Raw genomic sequence first — 24,763 nt, 5'->3', positions numbered from 1 at the left:
GCGGAGCATGTCCTGTTTTGTGTGATTCCCCAAGGAGACTGCCGCAATGAATGCCCCCGATACCTTTGTCCAACTGCTCGCCCGCACGCGCGAGTCGTTTCCCGCCTCCACCAAGTCCTACATCACCGGCAGCCGCTCTGATCTGCGCGTGCCGGTGCGCGATATTGCGCTGACCAATGGCGAAGTGGTGAGCGTGTATGACACCTCCGGCCCCTACACCGACCCCGCCGCCACCATCGACGTGAAAAAAGGGCTGCAAAGCGTGCGCGCCGCCTGGATTGCCGAGCGTGGCGACACCGAGCAGTACGAGGGCCGCAAGCCCGTGGCGCTGGACGATGGCCGCCAAAGCGAAGATGCCGCCCGCCTGGCCCAGTTGCGCCAGGAAGCGGCGGCCCTGCAGCGCCAGCCGCGCCGCGCCAAGGCCGGGGCCAATGTCACGCAGATGCACTACGCCAAGAAGGGCATCATCACCCCCGAGATGGAATACGTGGCCCTGCGCGAAAACGGCAAGCGCGAATGGATGGCGCAGTACCAGCAAGACCCGGCCCGCGAGCAGCGCCTGATGGGCAACCCCATGGGCGCGATGATTCCGAAAATCATCACCCCCGAATTTGTGCGCGACGAAGTGGCCCGGGGCCGCGCCATCATTCCCGCCAACATCAACCACCCCGAGGTGGAGCCCATGGCGATTGGCCGCAACTTCCTGGTGAAGATCAACGCCAACATCGGCAACTCGGCCGTCACCTCCAGCATTGAAGAAGAAGTGGAAAAGCTGGTCTGGGCCATCCGCTGGGGGGCCGACAACGTGATGGATTTGTCCACCGGCAAAAACATCCACACCACGCGCGACTGGATTGTGCGCAACAGCCCCGTGCCGATTGGCACCGTGCCGATCTACCAGGCGCTGGAAAAGGTGGGCGGCGTGGCCGAAGACCTGACCTGGGAAATCTTCCGCGATACGCTGATCGAGCAGGCCGAGCAGGGCGTGGACTACTTCACCATCCACGCCGGCGTGCGCCTGGCTTATATCCACCTCACGGCGCAGCGCCGCACCGGCATCGTCTCGCGCGGTGGCTCCATCATGGCCAAGTGGTGCATGGCGCACCACAAGGAGAGCTTCCTCTACACGCATTTCGAGGACATCTGCGACATCATGAAGAGCTACGACGTGGCTTTCAGCCTGGGCGATGGCCTGCGGCCCGGCTGCGCCAGCGACGCGAATGACGAAGCCCAGTTTGCCGAGCTGCACACCCTGGGCGAACTGACGCAAATCGCCTGGAAGCACGACGTGCAAACCATGATTGAAGGCCCCGGCCACGTGCCCATGCACATGATCCAGGCCAACATGACCGAGCAGCTCAAAACCTGCCACGAAGCGCCGTTCTACACCCTGGGCCCGCTGACCATCGACATCGCGCCCGGCTACGACCACATTGCCAGCGCCATTGGCGCGGCCATGATCGGCTGGATGGGCACGGCCATGCTGTGTTACGTCACGCCCAAGGAGCACCTGGGCCTGCCCGACCGCGACGACGTGAAGCAGGGCATCATCGCCTACAAGATCGCCGCCCACGCCGCCGATGTGGCCAAGGGCCATCCGGGCGCCCGCGCGCGCGACGATGCGCTCTCCCAGGCGCGTTTCGACTTCCGCTGGCAAGACCAGTTCAACCTGGGCCTGGACCCCGAAACGGCCAAGGAATACCACGACGAAACCCTGCCCAAAGACTCGGCCAAGGTGGCGCATTTCTGCTCCATGTGCGGGCCCAAGTTCTGCTCGATGAAGATCACGCAAGAGGTGCGCGAATTTGCCGCTGCCAAGGGCGTGGCCGAAGAGGCGGCCCTGGCCGAGGGCATGGCCGCCAAGGCCGACGAGTTCAACCGCGCGGGCGGGGAGTTTTACATTCCCATTCACCCGGCAAAATCATAAAAATCAAAGCGCTTTGCGCTGAATAAATAAGGGGTTGAGAGGCTTTTTCCTCTCAACCCCTTTGTTTTTAAGCGCAAGCAGTTCTTATTGTTGTAGCGCTAGCAGTGTGCCTGGCATGCTCTCGGGCAGGATGAAGCGGCTGACCAAGGCCGTCAATTCGTCGGCCTGGGTGCGCAGCTGCGCCGTGGCACTGACCGATTGCTCGACCAGGGCGGCGTTTTGCTGGGTGACCTGGTCAAGCTGGTCCAGCGCCTGGCCAATGGCGGCGATGTCATTGCGCTGCGCCTGGCTGTGGGTGCGAATGTCCAGCATGGCGTGCGCCGTGTGGGCGATGGCGGCGGCCACCTGCGCCATGCGGGCATCGGCGGCCTGGGCCAGGGTACCGCTGTGGGCAATTTGCTGCTGGGCTTGGCCGATCAGGGTTTTGATTTCGTGGGCTGCAGCCGCTGAGCGCTGGGCCAGCTGGCGCACCTCGCCGGCCACGACGGCAAAGCCGCGTCCGCGCTCGCCGGCGCGGGCGGCTTCGATGGCCGCGTTCAGTGCCAGCAGATTGGTCTGAAAAGCCAAGTCATCAATCACCCCGGTGATGGTGCCAATGCGGGCCGCAGTGCGCTCCAGCGTGACCATGCTTTGGCTCACCTGGGCCACCACCTGCTGGCCCTGCTGTGCCTGGGCGGCGGCCTGGGCGGCCTGGGTTTCGGTGTGTTCAGCGGTGCGCACGGAGTGGTGTACGGCTTGCTGCACCTGCTCTAGCGCAGCGGCGGTTTGCTGCAGACTGCTGGCGGCTTGGTCGGTGCGCAGGCACAGGTCGGCATTGCCACTGGCGATGTCGCCCGAGGCGTGGTGCAAACTTTGCACGCTGGTGCGCACCTGGTGGGCCAGGCGGCGCAGGGCCTCCTGCATGGTGCCCAGGGCGGCGAGCATGTGGCCCGTTTCGTCGCGCCCGTGGCCAGCAATATCGTGGCGCAGATCCAGCGCGGCAACACGGTCGGCGGTGTCGCGTGCCAGCGCAATCGGGCGCGTGATGCTGCGCACCAGCCACAGCACCAGCAGCAGGCCCAGCACCAGGGCCAGGCTGCCAAACAGCAGCAGCGCCTGGCGGGCCCGCGTGCTCCATTGCGCAACCTGCTGGGCATCGGCATCAATGGCCTGGCGCTGCGCCTGGCCCAGGGCGGCCAGGGCGGCCTGCTGGGCCTGTGTGGCGGGCAGAAATTGCTGGGTGTAAACATCGCGGATGCGCTCGGTCAGGCCAAAGTCCCGCGCTTGCAGCAGGGCCTGGCGTGCGGTGTCAAACGCCAGCGTCTGTTGGTGGACTTGGGCCAGCAGGGCCTGCTGGGCTTTGCTTTGCAACAGTTGCTCCAGCTGTGCCAAATGGGTGTTGTACTGCTGTTCGGTGGCGGCAATGTCGGCACCCAGGGTGTCGCCCACCTCGGGCTCGGAACTGAGGGCGACGGCCTTGTAACGCTCAGCGTTCAGGGCCTGCAGGCGCTGGGTGTCGCTGAGCAGGCGCTCAATGGCCAGGCTGTGTACGACGATGCCATCCGTGGCCTGGCCAATCCGCGCCAGCGCCCACAAGCCCATGGACGCGCCCGCCAGCCCCAGCGTCAGCAAGATAAAGAACAGGCCCAGCAAACGCCGACCCAGTGGGCCGATGGTGGGGGCGGAGGTGGAAAAAGAGGGTGCAAAAGCCATGTGCAGCAAACCAAGCAACAGACCCGATTGGTCTGTGGCCGACTGTGCGACACGATTGTGACAAAACGTTGAAATGTGGCGGTATCCACCCTAAGCTGGTGGACACCGTGCGCTCGCTGGGTGCCCCCGTACTGCCAGCGAGAACAGCATCAGTGCTGGCAGCAGCCTGTACGTGGCGATTGCGCGCGCCCACTCAGTCGAAGTACTTGACCAGTTCATCCAGCTCGCGGGCAGTTTTCTCCAGCCGTTGGGAGGCTGCCCAGGCACCCTGAACATCTTCGCGGTTTTGCACTACTAGCCGGGCCATCTGGTGGAGTTGGCATGACACCTCTTCCACCGACAGCGATTGGCTGCGTGCCTCGCTGGCAACGATTTGCACCTGCTGGCCCAAATCTGTGGGGGCGGCTGCCTGGGCCCCTTGCGGTGTGCGGGCTTCTGCCAGTGCCGGTGCGGCTGGTGCATCGGGTGCTGCCGGGGCCGGTAAAGGGGGTTGGGGCAGGTCATCTTCAAACATCGCGAGCAATTCAGAGGGCATCAACTCAAAGGCAGGGGTGGACTCTTCGGTCTGTGTTGTGGTCGCTGGCAGGGTGTCGTCCCCCGCATGGACGGCTTCCAGCAAAGAGTCCATGTGACCGGCAATGGCGCTCATGGCCGTGCGCGAGGCGTTGACGACATCGACGGTCTGGCAGATACGGTCGTGCTGCTCGTCGGAGTGTTCGGCCAAGTTCATCATGAGTTGGTTGAGGTGATTGCACTGCTTGTGAATGGATTCAGAGGACTGCTGAATTTCATGGATCATCACTTTCAGGTGCATTTGTGTGGCCATGACCGCGGTCATGACGCGTCCGGGCTCTCCGTAGCCCGAGGGATCCACGTTGTTCGATAGGTTGCCTTCGGCAATTTGCTCCAGCGCCAGTACGGCTTTTTCCAGGGGGCGGGCGGTGATGCGGAAAAAGAAGATGCCCGCCACTACCAGCACCAGGCAGCTGAGGGTGATACCGGCCACGGCCAGCTTGAAAATCAAGTCCTCGCGTGCTGTGACATCTACCAGCTTGGCATTTGCACGCTCAGACAGGTAGGTCAGCAGGCTGGATGCATGGTCATTCGCTATGTCGTACAGGGGGTTGATCTGGTTGAAGAAAACGTCCTGGGCCTGCAGGTAGTCTTCGGCCTCAATGGCCTCGATCGCTTGTAGCAGGCCCTCGTTCACATAACGGCCTCGGGCCTGGATGTACGCGTTGGCCAGGTTCTTCTCGTTGGTATCTTTGACGTTGGCGATGTAGGTAGCCCAGAGGCGGTCGATTTCGCTCTTGTTGTGGGCAACCACCTGCATTTGGTTGTGGGTACTGGGGTTGTTGATTGCTACGTCAGAGTAAGCGCCAAATTTGAAATTCAGCGCCAGCGCCACTTGGGTGCGGTTATCGGCCATGAGGAAATTGATACGCCGGATGGTTTGCACTGGCACCATTTCTTCGTAGTACAGCGCTTGGATATCGGCCTTGGACAGCTTCAGGCCGGTAACGCCCAGAATGCCGCCACCAATCATCAGGAGCGTGACAAACACAATCCACAGCGGAATGCCGTTCTTGATCGAGATATGTTTTTTCCAGCCTGAAGAGAAATTCTCTTCAATGGTTTCGGGTGCTATCTGGGCGTTTTGGTATGCCACTTCTGCTGCGGCCACGTCGTCGCGGGATGGGCAGGTGCGCACCGACATGTAGCCGGTGATTTGGCCTTTTTTCTTGATCGGAACGATCCGGGCATCCACCCAGTAATGGTCGCCATTCTTGCAGCGGTTCTTAACGATGCCGCGCCAGGGTAGGCCGCTTTTCAAGGTCTTCCACATGATCTCGAAGGCGATCGGCGGCATGTCTGGGTGCCGGATCAGGTTGTGGTTCTTGCCGAGCAGCTCTTCTTCTGAGAAGCCACTGACTTCTACAAAATCTTTGTTGGCAAAAGTGATGATGCCCTTGGTATTGGTCTTGGTGACCATGTTTTTTTCGGCAGAGAACCGTTGTTCCTGTCCAGTGACGGGTAGATTCATTTTCATGGCGAGTCCCTTGGCTTCAATGGCTGAAATGGAGGCGGGCTTGGCTGATTCCGGCCCGTGGGGCGTGGTGGTGGGTGCGCATCAGGGGGCCCAGACCTGTCGGATAGAGGCGGCAGCCGTCAGGCAGTCAGCGAAGGGCACCAGGGCGATGATTTCGTGTCCGGGTTGTGCAGTGTTTCGGCGCATGGGGGTGGACAAGATCATGCCGCTCTTGCCATAGATGCTGTAGACAATGGCAGCGTTGGATTTGACCGTTGGGCTTTTGACCACGGCAATCTCCCCCGACTTGAGGCGAACGAGGGTGCCGGGTGACAGCAGTCCTACTTTGGAGATCAGGATACGTGCAATTTCGTTATCGATTTCCGTGTCTTTTTTGAGATAGATTTCTTTGAGGGCGTTCTGCGGAAAGTGCGCCTGTGCACGGTAGGGCCGGGTTCTGATCATGGCGCTGTAGCGGTCGGCCACGAGCAATATCCTGGCACCCAAACCCACGGCTTCGCCCCGCAGGCCTGCCGGGTAGCCGCTGCCATCCAGGTGCTCGTGGTGGCTGCGCACGGTTTCCAGCCAGACTTTGTCGGTGACACCGGCTTGTTCAAGCAGTTCGGCACCTAGCTGGGGGTGCTGGCGCATCTGTGCATGCAGATCCTCTGGCAGTTGCCCGGGATGCTTGTCCAGCTCGGGCTGCAGCTTGATTTGTCCTAGGTCGCGGGTCAGGGCTGCGCACACCAAGGGTAGCCGCTGCGCCGCGTCCAGCCCTTTGCTTTGGGCAATCAGCTCGGTCAGCACGGCACCCATCATCTGGTGCGCCACGATGTAGGGCGTGTGCGTATCCAGGCAAGGGGCCGCCAGGGCGCTGTCGATGTCTTTGTGGCAGATGCTTTGCACTGCCTGGGCCATTTTTCCGATACGAGCCGAAATATCAATTTGCTCGGGACTTTTGAGCATGGTGCCCAGCATATGCTTGAGGTTCAGCAGCAGTGTGTTCAGGTGCTCAAAAGGGGGAGGGTCTTCAGGGGCGGGTGCTGGCTCGTTAGAGGCGCGGGGCCGAGTGTCGATTTCAGCCTCGTCATACTGGGCACCGCGCAGCAGCAGACGTGATATTTGGTCTGGCATGTGGATCACCGAGCCCCGGCGAAAGAGCAGGATCCCACCCTCGCTGTAAATGGAAAACTCGATAGGTTTGCCCAGAACGATATCGCTATGCACTATCTTTTTCACCGCTGCGCCTTTTTTTCTTGCTTGACCCCGCCCGCCCCTGCGGTGGCAAAAAATCGCTGGCGCTGGGAGCGTCGGCGATCAATTGGTTACGATTTGTAATAATAAGCGCAATAACCCTTTTTTGGGCAGTGTCATTCTTTGATCTTGGTCAAGATTTTGGCGGCTGTCCAGCCGTAACGCCCATCTAATGCCGTTGGGTATGGCTATCATTTTGCTATTAAAATAATAGCATTAACAGACGAAAAAGGGGTAGATTCGCGGTGATCACGGTCATGCCAGACCGGGGAATCTCCGGGGTACGAACATCGTAAGCACGTGACGTTCTAAGAACGTGTTCACGATCTCCTCATGGGTGTGCGGGCGCGGCTTCGGGCGGTCTGCGTCGTTGCAAATCCTCGCAATAGCCAAGCTATTGCTGTGGTTTGCGCCTCGCAACCCATCCCGAACCGCATCCCCCACACCTTCATTCGAGACCATGAACACGTTCTAAGGGGTGCGCGGCTGAATCGGCACACTGCTGGTGCCCTGCCGCGCGGCGGCGACTGCCTCGCCCAGTTCATACACCGCCAGGGCGTAGTAGCTGGACCAGTTGTAGCGGGTGATGGTGTAAAAATTTTGCGTACCGACCACGTAACTGGGTGGGTTGCGGCCGTTTTTCAGCTCAATAAGTGCCAGCAGGCCGGGGTGGCCCATGCCCTCTTCGGGGTGGGCACCCAGGGCGCTCATTTGCTCGGGGGTAAAGCTGGGCAGGATGTCGGGCACGAGCAAGGTGGCCAAATCGAGTTTTTCAGGATCAAACGCAGGCAAGTACACCACGGGCAGGCCGCTGATCCAGCCATGGGCTTGAAAGTAATGGGCGACCGAGCCGATGGCATCTGCCGCGCTGTTGAAGAGGTCGATCTGGCCATCGCCATCAAAATCGACCGCCCATTTTTCTTGGCTGGTGGGCATGAATTGGCCCAGGCCTGCCGCGCCGGCGTAGCTGCCCAGCGGCAGGGTGGGGTCGCTGCCCTGGGCCCATGCGGTGCTTAAAAATTGTGCCAGCTCGCCTTGGAAATACGCTTGGCGCTGGGCGGCGCGGGGGTGGGCCTGGGGGAAATCAAAGGCCAGCGTGCTCAAAGTGTCGAGCACGCGCAGATTGCCCATGTGGCGGCCATAAATGGTTTCAACACCAATGATGCCGACGATGATGCTGGCGGGCACGCCATAGGTGGCCTCGGCCCGGGCGAGGGTGTCGGCATGCTCGTTCCAGAATTGCACCCCGGCGCGGATGCGAATCGGCTCGATAAAACGGTTGCGGTAGCTGGCCCAATCGGGGGCGGTGCTGGTGGTTTTGGGGGCTGGGGTCATCAGCCGGGGCACTTGGGGCAAAAACCGGGCCTGGGCCAGCTGGGCCTGCAACCACTGGGCATCCAGGTTGTTGCGCTGGGCGGTGTCGGCGACCCAGTTTTGTACGTCGGCGCGTTGGCTCAAGGGGGGGCGCTGGGGCGCGTCGGTTTTTTTGGGGGCCGCACAGGCCGGGAGCAGGGCGGCCGTGAGCACGCTGGTGGCAAGAAGGCGAAGCAAAGGAGTCATTTTTTCAGTGCAGGGGGCCAGCGCACAGCCCGAAAATTGCGGCGCAAGGGCTGTAGGCTTGGGCGTGGGCTGCTATGGGACGCATAGCGCCATTGTTCCATGGCCAGCAGCCAGTCTTGGGCAGATTGGCTGCTTGGGCCCCATTGATTTTGCAATGCCTGGGCCAATTGGCGCGGGCCTAGCCAGGGAGCATCGGCCAGTCCGGCGGCAAGCAAGCGCCGGCGTGCCTGGTCAAGCAAGCGCAGCCAGGGGTCGCGCTGGTGCCAGCGGTGCCAGTGCCAGGCCCCGGCCAAGGCCAGCAGCCCACCGACTAACCCGCCCAGGCCAAGGGCCAGGCGGGTGCCGGACCAGTCGCTCAGATTCCAGTGGTTGAACAGTTGGCTTTGCTGGGTGCTGTTGTAGCTGAGCACCCAATCGTTCCAGCGCTGGTTCAGCGCCTCCCAATTGGCACGCAGCTGCTGCAGCATGTTGGGGTTGAACATGCGCCCCACCGTGCCGGAGAACAAGGTGGGCGGCGGGGCCAGGCGCTGCAGCAGTTCGATGCGGTCGGGCGCAACCGCAGCGGTGGGGTCGATGCGCAGCCAGCCTTGCCCAGGCAGCCACACCTCGGTCCAAGCGTGGGCATCGCTTTGGCGCACCGTCCACAGGCCATCGACGGCATTGCGCTCGCCGCCTTGGTAGCCGGTGACGATGCGTGCCGGAATGCCGGCCGAGCGCATCAGCACGGCAAAGGCCGACGCAATGTGCTCGCAAAAGCCCCGCTGGATGTCAAACCAGAAGGCATCGGCGGTATCGCTGGGGTACACGCCGGGGGTCAGGGTGTAGGTGTAGCCGCCCGTGCGCAGGTGCTTGAGCGCAGCAGCAATCAAGGCCTGGTCGTCCTGCCCATGCGCTTGGCGCAGTTGTTGGCCCATGGCCAGGGTGCGGGGATTGCTGTCCGCAGGCAGGTGGCGCAAATCGGCTTGCTCTTCTGCCGTGAGTTGTTCCCCATACCGAAAGCGCAAGATGGCCTGCGCCTGGTAGCGCAGCACCTCGGTGATCGGCTGGGGGCTCATCCACTGCGCCTGCCCACTGGGGCGCACGCTGCGCTGGGCCAGCACGGGCGGCTGGGGGGTGGCCTCCAAGGTGAGCAGCCAGCGCTGGCGGTGGGGCTCAAGGGTGACTTCGTACTCCACGCCAGGCCCTGGCTCCAGTGCCTCGACGGGTGGGTTGTTCGCTTGCCGGCCCCAGGGGGTAAAGGGCGTGGCCGTCCAATTGCGGCCATCAAAGTGGCTTAACACCGGGCCGCGAAAATACAGCTGCTGCTGCGCTGGTGGCACCCCGTCACCAAAGCGCACGCGCAGTGCCACGCTGCTGTCTTGCGCCAAGCTGGCGACCTGGCCCACCTGCATGTCTTCGGACAAGCCCGTGGTGCCTTGCAGGCCATCGGTGGGCAGACCCCACAGCGGCGGCAAGCGCGGGAAGAAGACAAACAGCACCACCATCAGCGGCAGCCCCCACAGCAACAAGCTGGCCGCTTGGCGCAGCAGTTCGCGCCAGCGTGGCTGGCCCACGGGGCGGTGGGCGTTGATCAAAGCGGCCAGCAGCCACCACAGCGCCAGCAGCACCAAGGCGGTGGTGACCAGGCTTTGCGACTCGATAAACACGGTGATCAGGCTGAAAAAGCCCAGAAAGAACACCACCATGGCATCACGGCGGGCGTGCATTTCTAAAGTTTTCAAGGCCAGCAATTGCACGATCAAGGCTGCACCGGCAGCAGGGCCGAAGATGGTTTTAAATTGTGTAGCTGTTAGCGCTACAACACAAAGGAGTATCAGCGCTTTTAGCCATGCTTTTGGCAATGGTGCAGCGCGCCATGCTAGCAAAGCACGCCACAGCAGCAGCCCCGCCGTGATGGCGCTGGCCCACAGCGGCAAATGCGGCAACTGGGGCAAGAGCACCAACGCAGCGGCCAAGACCACCAGCAAGCTATCGCGGGCCGAGCGGGGCAGGGTGTGCAAAGTGGTCAGCAACGGGGGCAAAGGCATGGGCATGGGCACCTTAGAACGTGTTCATGATCTCGAATGAAGGTGTGGGGGATGCGGTTCGGGATGGGTTGCGAGGCGCAAACCACAGCAATAGCTTGGCTATTGCGAGGATTTGCAACGACGCAGACCGCCCGAAGCCGCGCCCGCACACCCATGAGGAGATCGTGAACACGTTCTTAGCTCATCAGGGCTAGCGCACATCGGCCAGCACGGGGGTGCCAAAGTCGGGGCGGGCCAGCCAGGCGAGCACCTGGGTGGCTGCATCCTCGGCGCTGGTCAGCAGGCCGTTGCTGTGCAAATGGCCAAAGCGGTGGGCATCGGGAAAGTTGCCCGCATCGGCGCTGCGCAGCTGGGCTTGCATGGCGGTGTCGATCACCCCGGGGGCCAAGCTGCAGACGCGTGCGCCATGGGGTTTGAGCGCTTCTTCCAGCGCCAGCGCTTGAGAGAAGTTGTCCAGCCCCGCTTTGGCTGCGCAGTAGGGCGCTTGGCTGGCCATGCCGCGCCGGCCCAGGCCCGAAGAGATATTGAGCACCTTTTTGGGCACCTGCCAGCCCGCCGTGCCGCGCAGGAAGGCGCTGGCCAGCAGCATGGGCGCCTCCAGCCCCACGCGCAGCGCGTGGCCAATGTCCGCCCAGATGGTGTCGGCCAGCGGGGCAATGGGCGGGATGACGCCGGCGTTGTTGATGAGGGTGGCGCTGGCGTGATCGTTATGGCCAGCCGCCTGTAGCCAATCGAGCAACTGCTGCGCCGCCGCCTCGGGCCGGGCCAGATCCTGCTGCCAATGCAGATGCGCGGCCCCGGCCTGCGCGGGCAGCGCCAGTGGCCCGCGTGCCAGGGTGATGAGGGTGACAGGGGCGTGGCCGTTGTGCCAGAGCTGGCGGGCCAGCGCCAGCCCCATGCCGCGCGAAGCGCCGGTGAGGATGAAGAGATGCGGTGCGGTCATGCCCCGATGGTGCCATGAATGGTTTGCCGGGCCAGGAACGTTCGGTGGCTGCTGCCGCCATGTTTTTTGGCCTGTCCAATCCGGAGGTGTGGTTAAATTTCAGGCTGCAACATTTGGCGTAATTTTGTAAAAACCGGCACAACTTGGTATGGCTTGGGGCAAGGGAGTGCTGAAGTAGCAGGGGTGTCTATGACTTCGCAATGGCTGTCAGCATTTAAGGTGGTGGGTATTTATTTGCTGGTCGGGGTGCTCTGGATATTGTTCTCCGACAAAATCCTGGAAATTACCATCGAAGATGCAAGGCTTGTCAATCGACTGCAAACGCTGAAAGGCTGGATTTATGTTGCCGTAACCGGCGGGCTGCTGTTTGTGTTGATCAATCGGGCCCTGGAGGCGATTGAAAACGTCAGTCGCCTGGATCCATTGACGATGCTTTTACGGCATCAGCTCTTTCATGACCGGTTGGAAGATCTGGTCGTAGCTTCTACCGAGGCCAATAGTCTTGGCCTGATCTATCTGGATATTGATCACTTTAGCGCCATCAATAATAAGATCGGGATCAAGAATGCAGACTTATTGCTCCGGGATTTTGCCAATGCCTTGCGGGAACACAGCCGTGGTTCGGCACGCATTGCACGCATCAGTACCGACCAGTTTGCCATTGCCTTGCCTGGTATTGCCAGCGCGGAAGTGGCAGAAGCACAAGCGCAAGAATTGCGTCGTTTATTGCGAAAGACAGGTCTTCATTTCCATGTGGAGGCCCATTGCAGTATTGGCATTGCCATTGCCCCCATGGATGGCAAAACGGCCAAGGCCTTGATGGCAGCAGCTTCCAATGCGCTGAATACCGCCAAAAAAAGCAATCGTTCCGGCATCGTGTTCTTTAACCAAGAGGTCTCCCGGCATGAGAGCGAGCGGCAGGAATTATTGTATGACTTGTCGGTGGCCATCGAGAGAAAAACACTCTTGCTGGTTTACCAGCCGCAGTTTTCAACGGCAGATCTCAGCCTTTGTGGAGTGGAAGTCTTGTTGCGCTGGCAGCATCCGGTTCATGGATTCATCAGCCCGGATATTTTCATTCCCATCGCGGAAAAGAATATGCTGATCTCGAAACTGACGGCCTTTGTGATAGAGCAAAGTTATACAGAGCTGGCACCGATGCTGGGAAAGGAAATTCACCGGGTTTCGATCAATGTCTCTGCACTGGAATTCAGCAGCCCGGCCCTGATGAAGGCATTATTGCTGCATATTGAATCGCAAAAAAATTATATTCAATACCTGCAATTGGAAATTACGGAAACTGCGGCCATCAGCAACCTGGGCGGAAGTGTTGAACTGGTCGCGCATTTGCGCCAGAAAGGCTTGCGACTGTCTCTGGACGATTTTGGAACCGGGTTTTCTTCGCTGTCGATGCTCAAAGACCTGTCGGTCGATGAGATCAAGATAGACCGCTCTTTTGTCTTTAACCTGGAAACCCAGCCGCGCACCCAGGCGATTATTACCGCCCTGGTAGGAATTGCGAATAATTTTCAAATCTCGATTGTGGCCGAAGGCGTCGAGACGCAGGCGCAGCGCCAGTTGCTGCATGAGCTGGGCTGCCATGAACTCCAGGGCTATCTTTTGGCACCGCCCAAACCCCTGGACCAGTTGTGCAGCAGCATTGAGCAAGTCAGGCAAGTCCACGGCGCCTTGTCTTGAACCCTGTTCCAGATCGTTTCATGCTGCCATGCCGTGGACGCTGAGATGGGGCAGAGGCTAAAAAAAATAGCTGCTACCGCTTGTAATCATTGGATTTCAGCATTGAACAATGCAAAAAACCAGCGATAGACAGCGGTAGCAGCTATTGATTTGAAGTTTTGTGTGGTTTACCCGCCCAGATAGGCTTTGCGCACCGCGTCGTTGGTCAGCAAAGCGGCGCCGGTGTCTTCCAGCACCACCCGGCCGTTTTCAAGAACGTAGCCCCGGTCGGCAATTTGCAGAGCGCGGTTGGCGTTTTGTTCGACCAAAAACACCGTGACCCCTTCGGCGCGGATGGTTTGAATGATGTCAAAAATCTGCGCAATGATCAGCGGTGCCAGCCCCAGCGTTGGCTCATCGAGCAGCAGCAGGCGCGGCTTGGTCATCAAGGCGCGGCCAATGGCCAGCATTTGCTGTTCGCCACCGCTCATGGTGCCGGCCCGCTGGGCAGCACGCTCGCGCAGGCGCGGGAAGAGGTGGAACACGTGCTCCATGCCGCTGGCGATGTCGTCCTTGGTGTGAAAGAAGCCGCCCATTTGCAGGTTTTCCATCACGGTTAGCGCCGGGAAAATGCGCCGCCCTTCGGGCGAGATGGCGATGCCTTTGCGCATGATGTGGTGCGAGGGCAGGTTGGTGATCTCTTCGCCCTCAAACTGCACCGATCCCGAGGTGGCACGGGGGGTGCCGCACACGGTCATCAACAGCGAAGTTTTGCCTGCGCCGTTGGCACCGATCAGGCTGACGATTTCGCCCTGGTTCACGTGCAGGCTGACGTGATCCACTGCGCAAATGGCCCCGTAGTGGGTACACAGCTGCTCGATGGCGAGCATGGGGCGCTGCCCTGGGCGGGTGGTGGCGTTGTTGCTTGCTTGCATCAGGCTTCTCCCAAATAGGCCTTGATGACCTGTTCATTGTTTTGGATTTCTTCGGGCAGGCCCACCGCAATCGGGCGACCATATTCCATCACCAAAATCCGCTCAGATACGCCCATCACCAGGCCCATATCGTGCTCAATGAGCAAGATGGTGACACCGTATTCATCACGCAGGCGGCCAATGAGTTGCTGCAGGTCTTTTTTCTCCTGGGGGTTCAGGCCTGCGGCCGGCTCGTCCAGCATCAACAGCTTGGGCTCGGTGATCATGCAGCGGGCAATTTCTAGGCGGCGCTGGTGGCCGTAGGCCAGGTTGCCGGCTTCGCGGTTGGCAAATTCGGCAATGCCCATGTAGCGCAGCCAGTGCATGGCGCGTTCGATAGATTCTTGCTCCTGCTTGCGGTAGCTGGCGGTGTTGAACAGCCCAGCCAGCACCGAGGCCTTGTGGTGCTGGTGCTGGGCGACCAGCAGGTTTTCCAGTGCCGTCATGGTTTTGAATAGGCGCACGTTCTGGAAGGTGCGCACAATGCCTTTGCGGGCCACGCTGTGGCTGCCCAGGCCGTCGATGCGCTGGCCCTCCAAGTTGATGTTGCCCGACGAGGGGGTGTAAAAACCGCTGATGCAGTTGAACACCGTGGTTTTGCCCGCCCCGTTGGGGCCGATGATGGCAAAAATTTCCTTGGGCCGCAGGTTCAGCTCGATGCCATCGACGGCAATCAAACCGCCAAAACGCATGCCCAAGTTGTGTACTTCAAGTAGCGATCCGCTCTGTGTCATGCTCTTAAATCTTTCCAATGATTGCGCTGGCGGAGTTAAACCGTATCGACTTTGATCTGGTGGCGTTTCATGGGCAACAGGCCCTGGGGGCGCCAGATCATCATCAAAATCATCACCAAGCCGAAAATCAGCATGCGGTATTCGGAGAACTCGCGGGCAATTTCAGGCAAAGCCGTCAGCAGCACAGCGGCAACAATCACCCCTAACTGGGAGCCCATGCCGCCCAGCACCACGATGGCCAAAATCAGGGCTGACTCGATAAAGGTGAACGATTCGGGATTCACGATGCCTTGGCGTGCGGCAAAGAAAGCGCCGCCAAAGCCGGCAAACATCGCGCCCAAGGTGAAGGCCGAGAGCTTGATCTTCATGGGGCTCAGGCCCAGCGAGCGGCAGGCGATTTCATCCTCGCGCAGCGCTTCCCAGGCACGGCCAATGGGCATGCGGATGAGGCGGTTGCTGATAAACAGCGTCACCAGCGCCAGCAGCAAGGCCATCAGGTACAAAAAGATCACCATGTGTACCGAGTTGAACGCCAGGTCAAAGAACTGGTGAAAGGTTTGAGCACCTTCGACGCTGGCATTGCGGGACATCTCCAAGCCCATCACCGTGGGCTTGGGAATGCCAGAAATACCATCGGGGCCGCCGGTCCAATCGGTCAGGTTCACCAGCAACAGGCGAATGATCTCGCCAAAGCCCAAGGTCACAATCGCCAAATAGTCGCCGCGCAAGCGCAGCACCGGAAAGCCCAGCAAAAAGCCAAACAGCGCCGCCATGGCCCCGGCCAGCGGCAGTGCTTGCCAAAAGCTCCAGTCCGCCCAGTGAAACAGCAAGGCGTAGGTGTAGGCCCCGACGGCGTAGAAGCCGACAAAGCCCAAATCGAGCAGCCCGGCAAAGCCGACCACCACGTTCAGCCCCAGCCCCAGCATGACGTAAATCAGCGCCAGGGTGGCAATGTCAATGGCGTTGCGCCCGGCAAAAAAGGGCCAGGTCACGGCCATGAGCAAGGCGGCAAACATCAGCGGCTTGACCCATTGGGCAGGCAAGCTGGGCAGTTTGGGCAGGCTCAGGCCCAGCCCGGCGGTGCGTGCCTGGAGGGTGGGTTTGAGCAGTTGCACGATAAATACGGCCAAGCTGCCCCAGAGCACAAAGCTCCAGTGCGATTCCAGGCCCATGGTCATGCCAGCGCGTTTGAGCTCCAGACCAAAAATCGGGATGATCACCAAGGCGGCAATCACAGCGGCCAACAGGGCCGGGACAAGGTTGTGTTGAATTTTGCGCATTACACCTTCTCCACTTCAGGCTTGCCCAGCAGACCCGTGGGGCGGAACAGCAAAATCAGCACCAACAGGCTAAAGGCTACGATGTCTTTGTATTCCGAGGAGATGTAGGCTGCGGCCAGCGTTTCGGCCACACCCAGAATCACCCCGCCCAGCATCGCGCCGGGAATGGAGCCGATTCCACCTAAAACTGCAGCTGTAAACGCTTTAATACCGGCAATAAAACCAATGAATGGGTTCAATTTGCCCACGGCCAGTGCGATAAGCACTCCGCCAACTGCAGCAAGCATGGCCCCCAGCACAAAGGTAAACGAGATGACCTGGTTGGTATTGATGCCCAGCAGGCTGGCCATGTGCATGTCTTGCGAGCACGCGCGGCTGGCGCGGCCCATGCGCGAATGGCGGATAAACAGGGTCAGCGCAATCATCAGCACCACGGTGACCACGATGATGAGAATGCGTGCGTAGGGAACAAAAATTTCAAAACCACTTTCGTCCCCAAAGCGCAAGGCACCGGGCAGCAGCGCAGGCACGGCCATGTCGCGGGCACCTTGGCCCAGGGCCACCCAGTTTTGCAAAAAGATGGACATACCAATGGCCGAAATCAGCGGTACCAGGCGCGGGCTGCCGCGCAAGGGCTTGTAGGCCACCTGCTCAATGGCAAAACCGTACAAACCGGTAATAAAGACGGCAACGACCAGCATGAGGCCAATCACCATCCAAATCGGCAGGCCGCTTTGCGTGCCCACGGCCGAGAGGGTCACCAGACCCACGTAGCCACCGATCATGTAAATCTCACCGTGAGCGAAGTTGATCATGCCGATGATGCCGTAAACCATGGTATAGCCAATGGCAATCAAGGCGTAAATGGCCCCCAGTGAGAGGCCGTTAAAAAGCTGTTGTATCAGCTGAGGGAGGAATTCGTTCATATCCGCATTTCCTGCTTGCGACGGGCACAAGCAACCGGGGTATTGGTTTTTTTGGAACTTAAAAGCCCACAGGCCTTATGAAGGAAACACTGTGGGCCATCCGAGTAAAGAATGGATGTGAAGGGATTGCTGGATTACTTTTCAGCCACGGACTTGCTGCCGTCCTTGTGCCAAGAGTAAACGGGGAAGTCAAATGCCTTCAAGTCGCCTTTGGCATCCCAGGCCACATTGCCGGTGGGCATGTTGAATGCGGTTTTGTGCAGGTAGTCAGCCACTTTTTCGGCATCGTCACCCACGGCTTTGATGCTTTGGGCCAGTACTTGGGTGGCGGTGTAAGCGCCCATTTGGAAAGCACCCGAAGGATCGCGGCCTTTGTCTTTAAAGGCTTTGACCAAGGCAGCATTTTCTGGCTTGGAGGCGGGGTCGGCCGGCAGGGTTACCAGCATGCCTTCGACGGCATTGCCAGCGATGGCGTTGATCTCGGGGTTGCCCACACCTTCGGGGCCCATCATGCGCACTTTCAGGCCTTGCTCAGCGGCTTGGCGCAGCAGCAGACCCATTTCAGGGTGGTAGCCACCGTAGTACACAAAATCGGCACCGGCGCTTTTGAGTTTGGTGATCACAGCCGAGTAGTCGCTGTCGCCGGCGTTGATGCCTTCAAACAGGGCCACTTCGACGTTGGCTTTTTTCAGCTCATCGCGCACCGAGGCGGCAATGCCCTGGCCATACGACTGTTTGTCGTGCAGCACGGCCACTTTTTTGGGCTTGGCTTTGTTGATGATGAACTTGGCAGCCGCTGGCCCTTGCTGGTCATCGCGGCCAATGGTGCGGAAGATGAAGTGAAAGTTCTTGCCTTCGGTCAGTGCGGGCGACGTGGCCGAGGGGGTAATGACCACCACGCCTTCGTTGTTGTAAATCGGGGCGGCGGCGATGGCAGCGCCGGAGCACACAGGGCCGATGACGTAACGGATTTTGTCGTTCACCACCCGGTTGGCGGCCACGGGGCCTTGCTTGGGTTCGCAAGCATCATCGACCACGGTGGTTTCGATTTTTTTGCCGTTGATGCCACCCGCCGCGTTGATTTGCTCAACAGCAGTGGCAACACCTTCTTTGACCATGTCGCCGTATTGGGTCAGGGGGCCGGTGGCGGGAATGACCATGGCGATTTTGATGGAGTCTGCGGCATGCGCCTGACCCAGCAAGGCAGCGCCAGCCAAGCCCATGGTGGCGACCAAGGTTTGCAGACGGAAGGGAATATGCATGGTGCTTGTCCTCTCTTTAGATGATTAATGCGCACACAAAGGTTTCGGTTGATGGACAAATCTTGCAGTTTGCAAGCTTGTCACATGGGGCGAGAGGATAAAAATTGCGTGCATAAGCCAGCAAGCGGGTTTTTACTATGGCTGCCTTTCCTTTTAGCGATGGCGCGGCGTGTATATGGCGCAAGGCCAAGCAACTTGGCATAAAAGTAGCACTAAACCCTTGTTATACAAGGCTTGGATTAAAAAATAAGCAGAAATTTTTAGCGTATTCAGCGGAAAAATATTTCGGCGAAATTATTCAAACCAAGGGTTAATACCTAAATAAAAAACAATTCAAAAATCGGCTGTGGAATGAAAAAACAGGGGTTTACCGTGCTCTGGATGGGCAAAGCCCAAGCTTTGGGCATGCAGCAGTAAGCGTGGAGCCAGCGTTTGCACACGAGGTGGGGCATACAAAGCATCGCCCACCAAGGGGTGCCCCAAGTGGGCCAAGTGCACGCGCAGCTGGTGGCTGCGCCCAGTTATGGGCTCCAGCCACAGCCGGGTACACGCGCCAGGCACGCCCGTTTGGTCGGGGGCCACGCAATAGCGGGTGGTGCTGGGTTTGCCGGCCACGGGATCGACCATTTGCCGGGGGCGCTGCTCCCAATCGCAGCGCAGCGGGGCATCTATTTGCTGCCAGCCTTTGGTGTGCAGTGCGCCCGCCGCGATGGCGCTGTAGCGCTTGTGCACTTGGCGCTGGGCAAAGGCTTGGCTTAGCTGCGCCTGGGCGGTTTTATTGCGGGCCAGCAACACCAGACCGGAGGTGGCCATGTCCAGGCGGTGCACCACCAGCGCATCGGGCCAATGCGCCTGGGCGCGGGCGCTGAGGCAGTCTTGTTTGTCCGGCCCTCGGCCCGGTACACACAGCAGGCCCGCAGGTTTGAGCAAGACCAGCAGGGCGTGGTCTTCATACAGGCAGACAGGGCGTGGAGGGGTCATTTTTGGCGTTCATGCCAGTCGGTGGTGGCATGGGTATTGGGGTGCAAAAGCTGATCCACGATGGCGCACAACTCGCTGACATCGTTGGGTTTGTGAATCAGGGCCAAAGCCCCGGCGGCCAGGGCCTGTTCGCTGATTTCCGAGGTGACGTAGCCCGAGGCCAGGGCCACGGGCAAATCGGGGCGAATCGACTGGGCCGCTTTGAGCAAGTCCAGACCGCAGTAACCGGGCATGTTGTAGTCGGTGACCACCAAATCAAAGGCGTGGGGCGTAGCGTGCAACGCTTGGACGGCCGCCCGGGGATCTTCAAAGGTGGTGATTTGGTAGCCCCGGCGGCGCAGCAGGCGCTGCACCAAATGCACCATGGCGGCATCGTCATCGACATACATCACATGGTGCTGCATTTGTGGGGCCGAGTGCAGGGTGACGGGCAGGGCGGCCGATTCCAGGGGTTTAACGCGCTGCAACCGGGGGGCAGTAAAAATCGCCGCCGTACTGGCGGGCAGCAGCGGAAAGTACAGCGTGAAGGTGCAGCCTTGGCCCGGGTGGCTGTGCACCTCGACAGCCCCTTCGTGGGTGCGCATCAGGCCGTGCACTACGGCCAGCCCCAGCCCAGTGCCTTGGCCCACGGGCTTAGTGGTGAAGAAGGGTTCAAAAATGCGCTCTTGGGTGGCGGCATCCATGCCCGGGCCGTTGTCTTGCACCGTCAGGGCAATGTAGTTGTCCGGCTGCAAGTCAAAGCGCTGCACCAGCCCCAAATCGGGCAGTGCCAGGCGGGCGCGAATGGTGATTTTTCCGCCGGAATGCATGCTGTTGTGAATGGCATGAATGGCGTTGTTGGTCAGGTTGAACAAGGCTTGCTCGACCTGGGCCGGGTCGGCCAGCATGGGGGGAAGATCGGCCGGGGCATCAATCGCCAGCTCAATCGCCGGGGGCAGGCCCATGCGCAAGAGTTTTTCGCTTTCTTGGATGGCGTGCCGTGGGTGGACGGCGCGGCGGGCGGGGGGCTCGTTGCGGCTAAAGGTGAGAATTTGCCGCACCAAATCACGGGCGCGGCGGCCGGCTTTTTCAATTTCCAGCAAGCTGTCCAAAAGCTGCGGCTGGTGGCTGCTATCGGTTTTGGCCAATTCCACGTTGCCCAGGATTGCACCGACGATGTTGTTGAAGTCGTGCGCAATGCCCCCGGCCATGGTGCCCAGCGCCTGCATTTTGTGCGCTTCGCGCAATTGGGTTTCCAGGGCGCTGCGCTGCGCTTCGGTGCGCTTGCGGCTGGTCAGGTCGCGGGCAAACACGGTGGTACTGGTTCCGTCAGGCTCAAAAGCGACGCTGACCTCCACCGCCACCCGCTGGCCACTGGCTGTGTGGGCCTGCATTTCGCCCAGCAGGGCCTGGGTGGTGATGTGGGACAAGGGCAAAGAGGCGGCCACCTCGGGCAAAAACCGCGCCAAGGGGCTGCCCAGGGCATCTTCGGCGCTGCAGGCAAACAAGGCCGCTGCTGTGGGGTTGAAGACGGTGATGCGCATCGCCTTGTCCACGCTGATGATGGCATCCATCGAGGCGTTGATCACCGCCTCCAGCCGTTTTTCGCTGGCCAGCAGCTGGGCATTGCGCTGCTGCAGGGTGCGCCGCTCGGCCAGCAGCGGCTCCTGGTCGATGATGGCGCACATGAATTGCGCCGTGGGGGGGCCGTCTTGCCGGGGCACTTCAATGCAGGCAATGTGCAAGTCGCCCTGCATGGTGCTGCGGTTGCCCAGGTTGAAGACCATTTCATGCACTTCGCTTTTGCCTTGGCTGCGGGCCAGGGTGAAGGCCTGCTGCACCCGGTCGCGGTCGGCGGGGCAGACAAACGGCATGAAAGAGGCCAGCAGCCGGTCACTGCCCTGGGGCTGAAAGGCATTGAGCGCCATGGCGTTGGCCTGGATCACCATGTCGTGCGCATCGTCCAGCACCAGCAGCGGCAGCGGCACGCTGGCAAACAAGGCTTCAAACCGCTCAGAGGCGCTTTCTGCCACCGCCTGGCTGTAATTGAGTACCTGGTTTTGCACCTCCAGCTCGGCCTGGTAGTTGCGCAACTCGGCAATCAAAATGGCCAAGGGGTCGTCCTGGGGCAGCTGCGCGGCCGCTTCGACGGCCTCGAGCGGGGCGAAGCAGGGCTCCTGCGGCAACAGCGGCAGGGGTGCGTCATCGCCCAGGCTTTCTTGGCGTTGGACGAGAAAAGACAAATCAGGTTGGCGCATGGCAGCAGCAGGGCAAAACGGCAGGTGCCCGGTTTTACCACTGCTGGCGCTTACTGGGGAAGCTGGCCGCGCCTGCGGGTGGCCAACGGCCAGCAACTTACTGGCAAAACGCTTGGTAGGCGGCTTCGTCCATTAATGCATCGAGCTGTGCGGGGGCCGTCAGGCGCACGGTAAACAGCCAGCCCGCGCCCAGGGGGTCGGTGTTGAGCAAGCTGGGGTTGGCTTGCACGGCGGGATTGATCGCCAGGACTTCCCCGCTGGCGGGGGCAAATAAATCGGCTGCGGCTTTGACCGATTCAATCACTCCGGCCACTTGGCCTGCCGCCAGCACGGTGCCGGGGGCGGGCAAGTCGGTAAATACGACATCGCCCAGCGCCTCTTGGGCGTGGGCGGTAATGCCGACGGTGGCCGCGTCGGGGGTGCTGGCATCAAGCCAAACATGTTCAACAGAGTAGAGGCGGGGCATGGCAGGGGCTGAAAAGCAAAACAGGGGAAAGCGGCAACTGTAGCGATTTTCAAGCTGGATAAAAGAATAGCTGCTTGCGCTTTATTAAAGAGCATATTTAAATGTTTTTAATATAAAAATGCCTAAAAACAAGCGCAAGCAGCTATTTTTATTGCAGTCGAATCGAGAAGTACGCCGTTTCCGCTTCGCCCAGGCCTTGCATGCCCGCTTCGGTGGCGGCCTGCACGGCTTTGAGCCAGCGCTGGTACAGGGCCGGGGCGTTGGGCGGGATGTCTTCCGGGCTGGCCTCTTGCAGCTGCTCCATCAGCGTGTACAGGGCGCAGACGGATTGGGCATCGCCCAGTTGGCGCTCCAAGGTGCGGGCATAGCGGGCCTCGGCGCGTTCGCGCTGGGTTTCGGGCAGCTCGGGGTAGTCGCACAGCTCGATGGAAAACTGCGTGTTGCTGGGGAAAGTTTCAAAAGTAGTTTGCATAAAACACCTGTATGAATAAGCAGTAACTGTTCAAATATACAGTTATTTTTGCAGCTTTGGCAAGTGTTCTTTTGAGACTGTGGCACCCGTGTGACAAGGCCCGCTGGCCTCGCTCGGGACAATGTTTTTTTTCATTCACTTTCAGGGAGACTTGCCATGGCACGCAGCGTGCAACAACTGTTTGATTTAACCGGAAAAACTGCTTTGGTCACGGGGGGCTCGCGGGGCTTGGGGCTGCAAATGGCCCAGGCTTTGGGCGAAGCCGGGGCACGGGTGCTGCTCACGGCCCGCAAAGCCGCCGAGCTGGAAAGTGCTGTCACTGCGCTGCAGGCCCAAGGCATTGATGCCCAGTGGCTGGCGGCCGATTGCGCCCAGCCTGAGGCGATTGCCAGCTTGGTGCAAGCGGCGGTGCAACGCCTGGGCAGTATTGATATCTTGGTGAACAACGCCGGGGCCACGTGGGGTGCCAAGGCCGAGGAGCACCCCCTGGCCGCCTGGGACAAGGTGATGGATTTGAATATCCGGGGCTATTTTTTATTAAGCCAAGCGGTGGCCCGCGCGGGCATGCTGCAGCGCGGCGGGCGCATCATCAATATCTCTTCGATCGCCGGGCTGGGTGGCAACCCGATTGCCATGCGCACCCTGGCCTACAACACCTCCAAAGGCGCGGTGCTGAACTTCACCCGCGCATTGGCGGCCGAGTGGGGGCCGCAGGGCATTACGGTGAATGCCATTTGCCCAGGGTTTTTCCGCACCAAAATGGCTTCCGGTTTGATTGACTCCATTGGTGAGGCGCAGATGTGCGCCCAGGCCCCTTTGCGCCGGCTGGGGGATGACGAGGATTTAAAAGGCATCACCGTGCTCTTGGCCAGTGCGGCGGGCAAGCACATTACCGGCCAATGGCTGGCGGTGGATGGCGGGGTGAGTGCCGTTTTGGGCTAGCCGCCAGCTGGGTACAGCGGTTTACAAAAACTTCACTTGGGCAAGCGACAATGCCGCCTTGCTTTCCATCCCCCCTGCCGAACCGATGTCTGTTTTCTTCCCCATTCCCCTTGGTCGTTCTTCTTCAGTGCAGCAAAAAATGAACCAATGGGCCAGGGTGGCGGCATTGCTGGGCAGCTTGGGAGTGGGCCTGGGCTTGCTCACAGGCTGTGGCCCAGGGAGCAAAGACCCAGCGAACACCACCCCGCAAGACATTGCCCAGGTGGGGGTGGTGGTGCTGCAGCCCCAAGACCAAGCCCTGCAAACGACCTTGCCCGGCCGTGTGCGGGCGTTTCAGATGGCCGAGGTGCGGCCCCAGGTGGGCGGCATTATTCAAAAGCAGCTGTTTACCGAGGGGGCCTTGGTGCGCCAAGGGCAGGCGCTGTACCAGATAGATGCCACCTTGCTGCAGGCCAACCTCAGCAGCGCCCAAGCGGCGCTGGCCAAGGCGCAGGCCAGTTTTGAGCGCCAGCAGCTGCAGGCGCAACGCAGCGCGCAGTTGGTGAAAATCGCCGCCATCAGCGCCCAGCAGGACGAAGACACCCAAGCGGCGGCCCGCATTGCCCAGGCCGAAGTGCAGGCCGCGCGCGCCAGTGTGCAAATGGCGCAGACCAACTTGCGCTATGCTAGGATTGAAGCGCCGATTGCCGGGCGCATCAGCCTGTCCAACGTGACCCCTGGGGCCTTGGTCACGGCCAACCAAAGTACGGCTTTGACCGAGGTGGTGCAGATCGATCCGATGTACGTCGATTTCACCCAGTCCACCGCCCAATTGCTGCAATTGCAGCGCGATTGGGCCGCGGGGCGCTACGAAAAGCTTGATGCCAGCAGCATGCCCATTGCCCTGCAGCTAGAAGACGGTAGTGCCTACCCCCATGTGGGCAAGCTGCAGTTTTCGGGACTGATGGTCAATCCCAGCATGGGCACCGTGACCTTGCGGGCGGTGGTGCCCAATCCGGATGGCCAGTTGCTGCCGGGCATGTTTGCCCAGGCCGTGCTGCCCACGGGCATGGCCAGCGGCGCTTTGCTGATCCCGCAGCAGGCGGTGACGCGCGATGCCACGGGCCGCGCCTCGGTGCTGGTGGTGCAAGACAGGGAGGGGCAAAAAATTGCCGTGCAGCGCACGGTGCAATTGGCCCAGGCCGTGGGCAACCAGTGGCTGGTCGAAAGCGGGGTGCAGGCGGGCGACATGGTGGTGGTGGAAGGTTTTCAGCGCTTTAAACCCGGCGATCGAGTGGACCCTCAGACCATGCCCGCGCAGCGCCCTGCCGCCGCAGCGGTTGATCCCCAGGCCGCGGCAGCGGCCCTGCGCTCGGCCTTAGAGCGCCAGCCATAAAGGGG

General features: G+C 60.5%; 20 protein-coding genes. 5 read left to right on the top strand and 15 right to left on the bottom strand.

What is annotated here, in order from left to right; genetic code table 11:
- Window positions 1-46 precede the first annotated feature (46 nt).
- Window positions 47-1,927 (top strand): phosphomethylpyrimidine synthase ThiC, encoded by a 1,881-nt coding sequence (gene thiC / locus J1777_RS03820; RefSeq protein WP_207574511.1) that lies wholly within the window; start codon window positions 47-49, stop codon window positions 1,925-1,927.
- An 84-nt stretch (window positions 1,928-2,011) separates the two neighbouring features.
- Here thiC and J1777_RS03815 read toward each other — a convergent pair whose 3' ends face one another.
- The 6 genes from J1777_RS03815 to J1777_RS03790 all read right to left on the bottom strand — a co-directional run bounded on the left by J1777_RS03815 (window position 2,012) and on the right by J1777_RS03790 (window position 11,432).
- Window positions 2,012-3,619: a methyl-accepting chemotaxis protein gene (locus tag J1777_RS03815; RefSeq protein WP_207574510.1), complete on the bottom strand. Its 1,608-nt coding sequence runs from the start codon at window positions 3,617-3,619 to the stop codon at window positions 2,012-2,014.
- A gap of 193 nt (window positions 3,620-3,812) precedes the next feature.
- Window positions 3,813-5,669, bottom strand: coding sequence for a methyl-accepting chemotaxis protein (locus tag J1777_RS03810; protein WP_207574509.1), 1,857 nt, complete (start codon window positions 5,667-5,669; stop codon window positions 3,813-3,815).
- An 81-nt stretch (window positions 5,670-5,750) separates the two neighbouring features.
- Complete coding sequence (locus J1777_RS03805) at window positions 5,751-6,782, bottom strand: HD-GYP domain-containing protein (RefSeq protein WP_207574508.1); 1,032 nt, start codon at window positions 6,780-6,782, stop codon at window positions 5,751-5,753.
- 591 nt (window positions 6,783-7,373) lie between these two features.
- On the bottom strand, window positions 7,374-8,462 hold the full coding sequence (gene mltB / locus J1777_RS03800) for a lytic murein transglycosylase B (protein WP_207574507.1): 1,089 nt from the start codon (window positions 8,460-8,462) through the stop codon (window positions 7,374-7,376).
- Window positions 8,459-10,489, bottom strand: a complete 2,031-nt coding sequence (locus tag J1777_RS03795) for a transglutaminase TgpA family protein (RefSeq protein WP_207574506.1) — start codon at window positions 10,487-10,489, stop codon at window positions 8,459-8,461. Before J1777_RS03795 ends, mltB begins: the two co-directional genes overlap by 4 nt.
- 190 nt (window positions 10,490-10,679) lie before the next feature.
- Window positions 10,680-11,432, bottom strand: coding sequence for an SDR family NAD(P)-dependent oxidoreductase (locus J1777_RS03790; protein ID WP_207574505.1), 753 nt, complete (start codon window positions 11,430-11,432; stop codon window positions 10,680-10,682).
- Between the two features lie 189 nt (window positions 11,433-11,621).
- On the opposite strand from J1777_RS03790, the gene J1777_RS03785 reads away from it, so the two are divergent.
- Window positions 11,622-13,130, top strand: coding sequence for a putative bifunctional diguanylate cyclase/phosphodiesterase (locus tag J1777_RS03785; protein WP_207574504.1), 1,509 nt, complete (start codon window positions 11,622-11,624; stop codon window positions 13,128-13,130).
- A gap of 167 nt (window positions 13,131-13,297) precedes the next feature.
- On the opposite strand, the gene J1777_RS03780 is transcribed toward J1777_RS03785, so the two are convergent.
- The 5 genes from J1777_RS03780 to J1777_RS03760 form a co-directional block, all read right to left on the bottom strand.
- Window positions 13,298-13,999: an ABC transporter ATP-binding protein gene (locus J1777_RS03780; RefSeq protein WP_207574529.1), complete on the bottom strand. Its 702-nt coding sequence runs from the start codon at window positions 13,997-13,999 to the stop codon at window positions 13,298-13,300.
- 44 nt (window positions 14,000-14,043) lie between these two features.
- Window positions 14,044-14,817, bottom strand: coding sequence for a high-affinity branched-chain amino acid ABC transporter ATP-binding protein LivG (livG, locus tag J1777_RS03775; RefSeq protein WP_207574503.1), 774 nt, complete (start codon window positions 14,815-14,817; stop codon window positions 14,044-14,046).
- A 35-nt stretch (window positions 14,818-14,852) separates the two neighbouring features.
- On the bottom strand, window positions 14,853-16,097 hold the full coding sequence (livM, locus tag J1777_RS03770) for a high-affinity branched-chain amino acid ABC transporter permease LivM (RefSeq protein ID WP_207574502.1): 1,245 nt from the start codon (window positions 16,095-16,097) through the stop codon (window positions 14,853-14,855).
- Entirely contained in the window at window positions 16,097-17,023 is a 927-nt protein-coding gene (gene livH, locus J1777_RS03765; protein ID WP_207574501.1) for a high-affinity branched-chain amino acid ABC transporter permease LivH, read from the bottom strand. The genes livM and livH overlap by 1 nt, the downstream gene beginning before the upstream one ends.
- Before the next feature lie 134 nt (window positions 17,024-17,157).
- Complete coding sequence (locus J1777_RS03760; RefSeq protein WP_207574500.1) at window positions 17,158-18,285, bottom strand: high-affinity branched-chain amino acid ABC transporter substrate-binding protein; 1,128 nt, start codon at window positions 18,283-18,285, stop codon at window positions 17,158-17,160.
- A 137-nt stretch (window positions 18,286-18,422) separates the two neighbouring features.
- Between J1777_RS03760 and J1777_RS03755 the strand changes: the two genes are divergently transcribed.
- The gene (locus J1777_RS03755; protein ID WP_207574499.1) at window positions 18,423-18,599 is read left to right on the top strand and encodes a hypothetical protein; all 177 of its coding nucleotides are present in this window, start codon (window positions 18,423-18,425) and stop codon (window positions 18,597-18,599) included.
- A gap of 19 nt (window positions 18,600-18,618) precedes the next feature.
- On the opposite strand, the gene J1777_RS03750 is transcribed toward J1777_RS03755, so the two are convergent.
- From J1777_RS03750 to J1777_RS03735, 4 genes are all read right to left on the bottom strand, one after another.
- Entirely contained in the window at window positions 18,619-19,266 is a 648-nt protein-coding gene (locus J1777_RS03750) for an RluA family pseudouridine synthase (RefSeq protein ID WP_207574498.1), read from the bottom strand.
- Window positions 19,263-21,503 (bottom strand): PAS domain-containing hybrid sensor histidine kinase/response regulator, encoded by a 2,241-nt coding sequence (locus J1777_RS03745; protein WP_207574497.1) that lies wholly within the window; start codon window positions 21,501-21,503, stop codon window positions 19,263-19,265. Before J1777_RS03745 ends, J1777_RS03750 begins: the two co-directional genes overlap by 4 nt.
- Window positions 21,504-21,600: 97 nt before the next feature.
- Window positions 21,601-21,969 (bottom strand): glycine cleavage system protein GcvH, encoded by a 369-nt coding sequence (gene gcvH, locus J1777_RS03740; protein WP_207574496.1) that lies wholly within the window; start codon window positions 21,967-21,969, stop codon window positions 21,601-21,603.
- Window positions 21,970-22,117: 148 nt separating this feature from the next.
- Window positions 22,118-22,441, bottom strand: a complete 324-nt coding sequence (locus J1777_RS03735) for a hypothetical protein (RefSeq protein ID WP_207574495.1) — start codon at window positions 22,439-22,441, stop codon at window positions 22,118-22,120.
- Window positions 22,442-22,597: 156 nt separating this feature from the next.
- On the opposite strand from J1777_RS03735, the gene J1777_RS03730 reads away from it, so the two are divergent.
- Entirely contained in the window at window positions 22,598-23,383 is a 786-nt protein-coding gene (locus tag J1777_RS03730) for an SDR family oxidoreductase (protein ID WP_207574494.1), read from the top strand.
- Window positions 23,384-23,522: 139 nt separating this feature from the next.
- Window positions 23,523-24,758, top strand: coding sequence for an efflux RND transporter periplasmic adaptor subunit (locus J1777_RS03725; protein WP_242700368.1), 1,236 nt, complete (start codon window positions 23,523-23,525; stop codon window positions 24,756-24,758).
- Window positions 24,759-24,763 lie beyond the last annotated feature (5 nt).

It is taken from the genome of Comamonas denitrificans, assembly GCF_017368815.1.
GTDB classification, from domain to species: Bacteria; Pseudomonadota; Gammaproteobacteria; order Burkholderiales; family Burkholderiaceae_C; genus Comamonas; species Comamonas denitrificans.
Note: the sequence above shows the minus strand (reverse complement) of the source record. Positions and strands in the feature narration are given on the sequence as shown.

Excerpts from the sequence above, each read along its gene's own strand:
- thiC (WP_207574511.1), top strand. The coding sequence starts at position 47 with ATGAATGCCCCCGATACCTTTGTCCAACTGCTCGCCCGCACGCGCGAG.
- J1777_RS03815 (WP_207574510.1), bottom strand. The coding sequence starts at position 3,619 with ATGGCTTTTGCACCCTCTTTTTCCACCTCCGCCCCCACCATCGGCCCA.
- J1777_RS03810 (WP_207574509.1), bottom strand. The coding sequence starts at position 5,669 with ATGAAAATGAATCTACCCGTCACTGGACAGGAACAACGGTTCTCTGCC.
- J1777_RS03805 (WP_207574508.1), bottom strand. The coding sequence starts at position 6,782 with ATGCCAGACCAAATATCACGTCTGCTGCTGCGCGGTGCCCAGTATGAC.
- mltB (WP_207574507.1), bottom strand. The coding sequence starts at position 8,462 with ATGACTCCTTTGCTTCGCCTTCTTGCCACCAGCGTGCTCACGGCCGCC.
- J1777_RS03795 (WP_207574506.1), bottom strand. The coding sequence starts at position 10,489 with ATGCCTTTGCCCCCGTTGCTGACCACTTTGCACACCCTGCCCCGCTCG.
- J1777_RS03790 (WP_207574505.1), bottom strand. The coding sequence starts at position 11,432 with ATGACCGCACCGCATCTCTTCATCCTCACCGGCGCTTCGCGCGGCATG.
- J1777_RS03785 (WP_207574504.1), top strand. The coding sequence starts at position 11,622 with ATGACTTCGCAATGGCTGTCAGCATTTAAGGTGGTGGGTATTTATTTG.
- J1777_RS03780 (WP_207574529.1), bottom strand. The coding sequence starts at position 13,999 with ATGCTCGCCATCGAGCAGCTGTGTACCCACTACGGGGCCATTTGCGCA.
- livG (WP_207574503.1), bottom strand. The coding sequence starts at position 14,817 with ATGACACAGAGCGGATCGCTACTTGAAGTACACAACTTGGGCATGCGT.
- livM (WP_207574502.1), bottom strand. The coding sequence starts at position 16,097 with ATGCGCAAAATTCAACACAACCTTGTCCCGGCCCTGTTGGCCGCTGTG.
- livH (WP_207574501.1), bottom strand. The coding sequence starts at position 17,023 with ATGAACGAATTCCTCCCTCAGCTGATACAACAGCTTTTTAACGGCCTC.
- J1777_RS03760 (WP_207574500.1), bottom strand. The coding sequence starts at position 18,285 with ATGCATATTCCCTTCCGTCTGCAAACCTTGGTCGCCACCATGGGCTTG.
- J1777_RS03755 (WP_207574499.1), top strand. The coding sequence starts at position 18,423 with ATGGCTGCCTTTCCTTTTAGCGATGGCGCGGCGTGTATATGGCGCAAG.
- J1777_RS03750 (WP_207574498.1), bottom strand. The coding sequence starts at position 19,266 with ATGACCCCTCCACGCCCTGTCTGCCTGTATGAAGACCACGCCCTGCTG.
- J1777_RS03745 (WP_207574497.1), bottom strand. The coding sequence starts at position 21,503 with ATGCGCCAACCTGATTTGTCTTTTCTCGTCCAACGCCAAGAAAGCCTG.
- gcvH (WP_207574496.1), bottom strand. The coding sequence starts at position 21,969 with ATGCCCCGCCTCTACTCTGTTGAACATGTTTGGCTTGATGCCAGCACC.
- J1777_RS03735 (WP_207574495.1), bottom strand. The coding sequence starts at position 22,441 with ATGCAAACTACTTTTGAAACTTTCCCCAGCAACACGCAGTTTTCCATC.
- J1777_RS03730 (WP_207574494.1), top strand. The coding sequence starts at position 22,598 with ATGGCACGCAGCGTGCAACAACTGTTTGATTTAACCGGAAAAACTGCT.
- J1777_RS03725 (WP_242700368.1), top strand. The coding sequence starts at position 23,523 with ATGAACCAATGGGCCAGGGTGGCGGCATTGCTGGGCAGCTTGGGAGTG.